Here is a 5,075-nt window from a genome sequence, read left to right on the forward strand (position 1 = left end):
CGCGCGACGACCCGGCCGTCCCCGCCGACCAGGTCGACGGGGTCGCCGGCCGCGAACTCGCCCTGCACGCCGGTGACCCCGGCGGGCAGCAGCGACTTGCGGCGCTGCACGATCGCCTCGACCGCGCCCGGGTCGAGCACGACCCGACCCTGCCCGGTCGTGGCGTGCGCGAGCCACAGGTTCCGGGACGACATGCGCGGCGCGTCGCCGGGATGGAAGTAGGTTCCGACCGGCTCGCCGGCGAGGGCGGCGGACGCGCGCGCGGCGTCGGTCAGCACGACCGGGACGCCCGCGATCCGCGCCGCCTCGACCTTGGTGACCATGCCGCCCGTCCCGACGCGCCCGGAGCCGCCGAGCTCGATCCCGGCCAGGTCGGCGGGCGTGCGCACCTCGTCGATCCGCCGGACGCCGGGCCGGGACGGGTCGCCGGTGTACAGCGCGTCCACGTCGGAGAGCAGGACGAGCGCGTCCGCCCTGGTCAGGTGGGCGACGAGCGCGGCGAGCCGGTCATTGTCGCCGAACCGGATCTCGTCGGTGGCGACCGTGTCGTTCTCGTTCACGATCGGCACGACGCCGAGCGCCAGCAACTGCCCGACGGCGCGCTGCGCGTTGCGGTGGTGCGAGCGGCGCATCATGTCGTCCGGCGTCAGCAGCACCTGCCCGACCGTCAGCCCGTACCGGGCGAACGACGCGGTGTACCCCGCGACCAGCAGGCCCTGCCCGACCGACGCGGCGGCCTGCTGGGTGGCCAGGTCGCGCGGCCGCCGGGCCAGCCCGAGCGGGCCGAGCCCGGCGGCGATCGCGCCGGACGACACGAACACGATCTCGGTCCCGGCGGCGCGGCGCGCGGCCAGCACGTCCACCAGCGCGTCGATCCGGTCGGCGTCGATCGTGCCCTGCGGCGTCGTCAGCGAGGACGACCCCGCCTTCACCACGATCCGCCGGGCGTTGCCGATCGCCTTTCGGATGGTCACCAGTCCTCCTGGGGGGTGGCCCGCGAGGGGCCGGGGGATCAGTCCTCGTCGGTGTAACCGGCCCGGCGGGCGGCGCGCTTCTCCTCCAGCTCGGCGCGGCGCTCGACGTTGGTGCGCCGGTGCCCGGCGGCCGCGTCGAGCCGCCGGTCGGTGCCGCGCGGGGACGCGGCGGCCGCGGCGGCGGCGGTCTCGGGCTCCCAGTCGAACACGATCGCGTCGTCCATCGTGCCGATGAGGACCGTGGCGCCGGCGGACGCGCCGGCCTTGGCCAGCTCCTCCTCCACGCCGAGGCGGGCGAGCCGGTCGGCGAGGTAGCCGACGGCCTCCTCGTTGCTGAAGTCGGTCTGCCGGAGCCACCGGACGGGCTTCTCGCCGGTGATCAGGTAGGTGTTGTCGCCGACGTTGCGGACCTCGTACTCGACGTCCCCGCCGACCGGGACCGGGCGGATGACCAGGCGGGTCGGCTCGGCGGGCGGCAGGCTGGCGCGGTACTCCTGGACCATGCCGGCCATCGCGAACGACAGCTCGCGCAGGCCCTCGTGCGTCGCCGCCGAGACCTCGTAGACCTTCAGGCCGCGCTTCTCGAACTCGGGCCGGACCATGTCGGCGAGCTCGCGGCCGTCCGGGACGTCCACCTTGTTCAGCACGACGACGCGCGGGCGGTCCGACAGCGGCCGGTCGCCGAGCACCCGGTCGTAGGCCTGCAGCTCGGTCTCGATGACCTCGAAGTCGGAGACCGGGTCGCGGCCGGGCTCCAGCGTCGCGCAGTCGAGCACGTGCGCGAGGGTGGAGGACCGCTCGATGTGCCGGAGGAACTCCAGGCCGAGGCCCTTGCCCTCGCTGGCGCCCTCGATCAGGCCCGGGACGTCGGCGACGGTGAAGGTGGTGTCGCCCGCGCTGACCACGCCGAGGTTCGGGACCAGGGTGGTGAACGGGTAGTCGGCGATCTTCGGCTTGGCCGCGGACAGCGCCGCGATCAGCGACGACTTGCCCGCGCTCGGGAAGCCGACGAGCGCGACGTCCGCGACGCTCTTCAGCTCCAGCACGACCTCGCGCTCCTCGCCGGGCTCGCCGAGCAGCGCGAACCCGGGGGCCTTGCGCTTGGCGGTCGCGAGCGCGGCGTTGCCGAGGCCGCCGCGGCCGCCCTGCGCGACGACGAACCGGGTGCCCTCGCCGACCAGGTCGGCCAGCACCTCGCCGTCGCGGGACTTCACGACCGTGCCGTCCGGCACCGGCAGGATGACGGACTCGCCGTTCGCGCCGGTGCGGTGCCCGCCCTGGCCGGGACGCCCGTTGGGCGACTTGCGGTGCGGGCGGCGGTGGTAGTCGAGCAGGCTGGCGGTGTTGGTGTCCACCTCCAGGATCACGTCACCGCCGTTGCCGCCGTTGGCCCCGTCGGGGCCGCCCAGCGGCTTGAACTTCTCCCGGTGGACCGAGGCACAGCCGTGGCCGCCGTTTCCGGCGACCACCTGCAGCACGACCCGGTCCACGAACTGCGCGCCGGCTCCGGTGTTGGCGGCCACGAATCCTCCTGGTTCGGAAAAACAAGCAAGGGGCGGACCGAGATGGTCCGCCCCTTCTCCAACGTCGCTGCGTGGCGGACTTACTCCGCCGGCGGGACGATGCTCACGGCATTGCGGCCACGGTAGCGCCGGAACGTCACGTGGCCCGCGACCAGCGCGAACAGCGTGTCGTCGCCGCCGCGGCCGACGCCCGGGCCGGGGTGGAAGTGGGTGCCGCGCTGACGGACGATGATCTCGCCGGCGTTGACCAGCTGGCCGCCGAAGCGCTTGACACCCAGACGCTGTGCGTTGGAGTCGCGGCCGTTACGGCTGGACGACGCGCCCTTCTTGTGTGCCATTCGGGGCCTCCCTCTACTTCCCGGCCTTGATACCGGTGATCTTGACCTCGGTGTACGGCTGACGGTGACCCATCCGCCGCTTGTACCCGGTCTTGTTCCGGTAGTGCATGATGTGGATCTTCGGGCCCTTGACCGCGCCGAGGATCTCGGCGGTGACCTCGTAGGAGGCCAGGTCGGCCTGCTTGCTGACGACATCGGCGCCGTCGACGACCAGCAGCGCCGGGAACGTCACGGTCGAGCCGACCTCGGCGTCGAGCTTGTCGACGGTCAGGACGTCGCCCTCGGCGACCTTCTCCTGCCGCCCGCCTGCGCGGACAATCGCGTACACGCGGAAACCCTTCGTTCAACGCGCGCTTCCGGAGCGAACCGGTCCCGCGCGTGGTCTTCACCAGCCCCCGGTCGGGGGCCTATCCCCGGCCGGGGCCGAGGACGGCACACCGCATGGCCTCGGGACCATGGGCGCTCTCTGCTCCTCCTCGCCCGGAACGGGCTGGGAGTCTGCACCGCAACCGCGTGACCGCGGCGTCGCCGGTGCAAGTCGAAGTGGCGCGTTGACACGCACCATCTAGCAAGGCTACCGGACGCCCTGGAGTAAGGCGAACCGTCCGATCCACCCCGGCCGCCCTGGCACGCCGCGCGGCCTGGGCCGTCCGGTCGGGCCGGCCGAGCCGTTGAAGATCGTCCGCCCGGGAGTCGCTACCGGACCGACAGGACGATTTTACCCGCCGTGCGGTTGGTCTCCCCCAGCGCGTGCGCCTCCGCGACCCTCTCCAGCGGTAGGACGTCCTGGACCTGGACGCGAAGGCCGCCGTCCTCGATCAGGGCCGCGATCTCCCGCAGCGCGTGGTGATCAGGCTCCACCAGGACGAAACCGGCCCGCACGCCCCGCGCCTCGGCCTCGGCGGCGGGCCACGACTCCGACGGCGGCAAAATCGAGACCAGCCTACCGCTCCCCGGCTTCAGCGTCCGGAGGGACCGGGCGGGATAGTCGCCGCCGATCGACTCCAGGACGACGTCCACGTCTTGGACGGCCTCGGCGAAGTCGGTCTCGCGGTAGTCGACCAGCTCGTCCGCGCCGAGGTCGCGGAGGAGGCCGTGCTTGGCGGCACTGGCCGTGCCGATCACGTGCGCGCCGCGGGCCTTGGCGATCTGCACCGCCAGGTGCCCGACACCCCCGGCCGCCGCGTGGACGAGGACCCGCTCCCCCGGGCGGACGTCCGCGGTGTCCACGAGGGCCTGCCACGCCGTGAGCGCCGCCAGCGGGACCGCGGCGGCGTGGGCGTGGTCGAGCTTCGCGGGCTTGGGCGCGAAGTGGCGGGCCGGCGCGGTGACGTATTCGGCATACGCCCCGGCGGGGTGCGGGAACCTCGGCATGCCGAACACCTCGTCCCCCGGCTGGAAGATCGAGACGCCGTAGCCGACCGCCGCCACGACGCCGGACACGTCGAACCCGAGGGTGAACGGCGGGCGCGTCCCGTCCGCGAACCGGCCCCGCTCCCGGGTCTTCCAGTCGACCGGGTTGATCCCGGCGGCGTGCACCCGGACGAGGACCTCCCCCGCGCCCGACTCCGGCCGTGCGGCCTCCACGATCTTCAGCACCTCCGGGCCGCCCGGCTCGTCCTGGCTGACCGCGCGCATCGTCTTCACTGCTTCCTCTGCCATGTTCGCTTCCTGACCTGCGGAGAATCGGACCTGGTCCAGGTTCGCGCGCGGCCGGGGAGGGGCGGGAGTGGCCGGATGGCCGGGATACGAAACAATCGGGCCATGCATCGTGTGGCGGTCCTGGCCCTGGACGGCGTCGTCCCCTTCGAACTCGGCATCCCGGCGCGGATCTTCGGCCTCGCGCACTCCGCGTCCGGCGAGCCGCTGTACTCGGTCGCCACCTGCAGCCTGGACGGGCGGCCGGTGCGGGCGGACGCCGACTTCACGATCAGCGTGGAGCACGACGCGTCCCTGCTGGCCTCGGCGGACACGGTCGTGATCCCGCCCTCGCACGCGCTCGGCGCGCTCCGCGAGGGCGAGCCGCTGCCGGACGCCCTGCGCGCCGCCCTCCTCACGCTGCGGCCGGAGACCCGGCTGGTGGCCATCTGCACCGGCGCGTTCGTGCTGGCCGCCGCCGGGCTGCTGGACCGCCGCCCGGCCACCACGCACTGGCGCGAGGCCGACCTGCTGCAGCGGCTGTTCACCGCCGTCCGGGTCGATCCCGACGTGCTGTTCGTGGACGACGGCGACGTGCTGAC

Annotated in this window: 6 protein-coding genes; 1 reads left to right on the top strand and 5 read right to left on the bottom strand. The window is 73.6% G+C overall.

Annotation, left to right across the window (positions count from 1 at the left end):
• From proB to AB0J52_RS26890, 5 genes are all read right to left on the bottom strand, one after another.
• On the bottom strand, nucleotides 1-974 hold a 974-nt coding region (proB, locus tag AB0J52_RS26870; RefSeq protein ID WP_500185094.1), incomplete at its 3' end, for a glutamate 5-kinase.
• 38 nt (nucleotides 975-1,012) lie between these two features.
• Nucleotides 1,013-2,497 carry a GTPase ObgE gene (gene obgE, locus AB0J52_RS26875; protein ID WP_500185096.1) on the bottom strand — a complete coding sequence of 495 codons (1,485 nt, stop codon included), beginning with the start codon at nucleotides 2,495-2,497 and terminating at the stop codon, nucleotides 1,013-1,015.
• 80 nt (nucleotides 2,498-2,577) lie between these two features.
• Nucleotides 2,578-2,835: a 50S ribosomal protein L27 gene (rpmA, locus tag AB0J52_RS26880; RefSeq protein ID WP_122198568.1), complete on the bottom strand. Its 258-nt coding sequence runs from the start codon at nucleotides 2,833-2,835 to the stop codon at nucleotides 2,578-2,580.
• 13 nt (nucleotides 2,836-2,848) lie between these two features.
• Nucleotides 2,849-3,163, bottom strand: a complete 315-nt coding sequence (rplU, locus tag AB0J52_RS26885) for a 50S ribosomal protein L21 (RefSeq protein ID WP_500185098.1) — start codon at nucleotides 3,161-3,163, stop codon at nucleotides 2,849-2,851.
• Nucleotides 3,164-3,531: 368 nt separating this feature from the next.
• Nucleotides 3,532-4,497: an NADP-dependent oxidoreductase gene (locus AB0J52_RS26890; RefSeq protein ID WP_500185099.1), complete on the bottom strand. Its 966-nt coding sequence runs from the start codon at nucleotides 4,495-4,497 to the stop codon at nucleotides 3,532-3,534.
• 102 nt (nucleotides 4,498-4,599) lie between these two features.
• On the opposite strand from AB0J52_RS26890, the gene AB0J52_RS26895 reads away from it, so the two are divergent.
• Nucleotides 4,600-5,075: AraC family transcriptional regulator (locus AB0J52_RS26895; RefSeq protein WP_500185100.1), on the top strand; the 476-nt coding region annotated here is incomplete at its 3' end.

The organism is Spirillospora sp. NPDC049652, assembly GCF_040675125.1.
Lineage (GTDB): Bacteria > Actinomycetota > Actinomycetes > Streptosporangiales > Streptosporangiaceae > Spirillospora.

Excerpts from the sequence above, each read along its gene's own strand:
- AB0J52_RS26890 (WP_500185099.1), bottom strand. The coding sequence starts at position 4,497 with ATGGCAGAGGAAGCAGTGAAGACGATGCGCGCGGTCAGCCAGGACGAG.
- rpmA (WP_122198568.1), bottom strand. The coding sequence starts at position 2,835 with ATGGCACACAAGAAGGGCGCGTCGTCCAGCCGTAACGGCCGCGACTCC.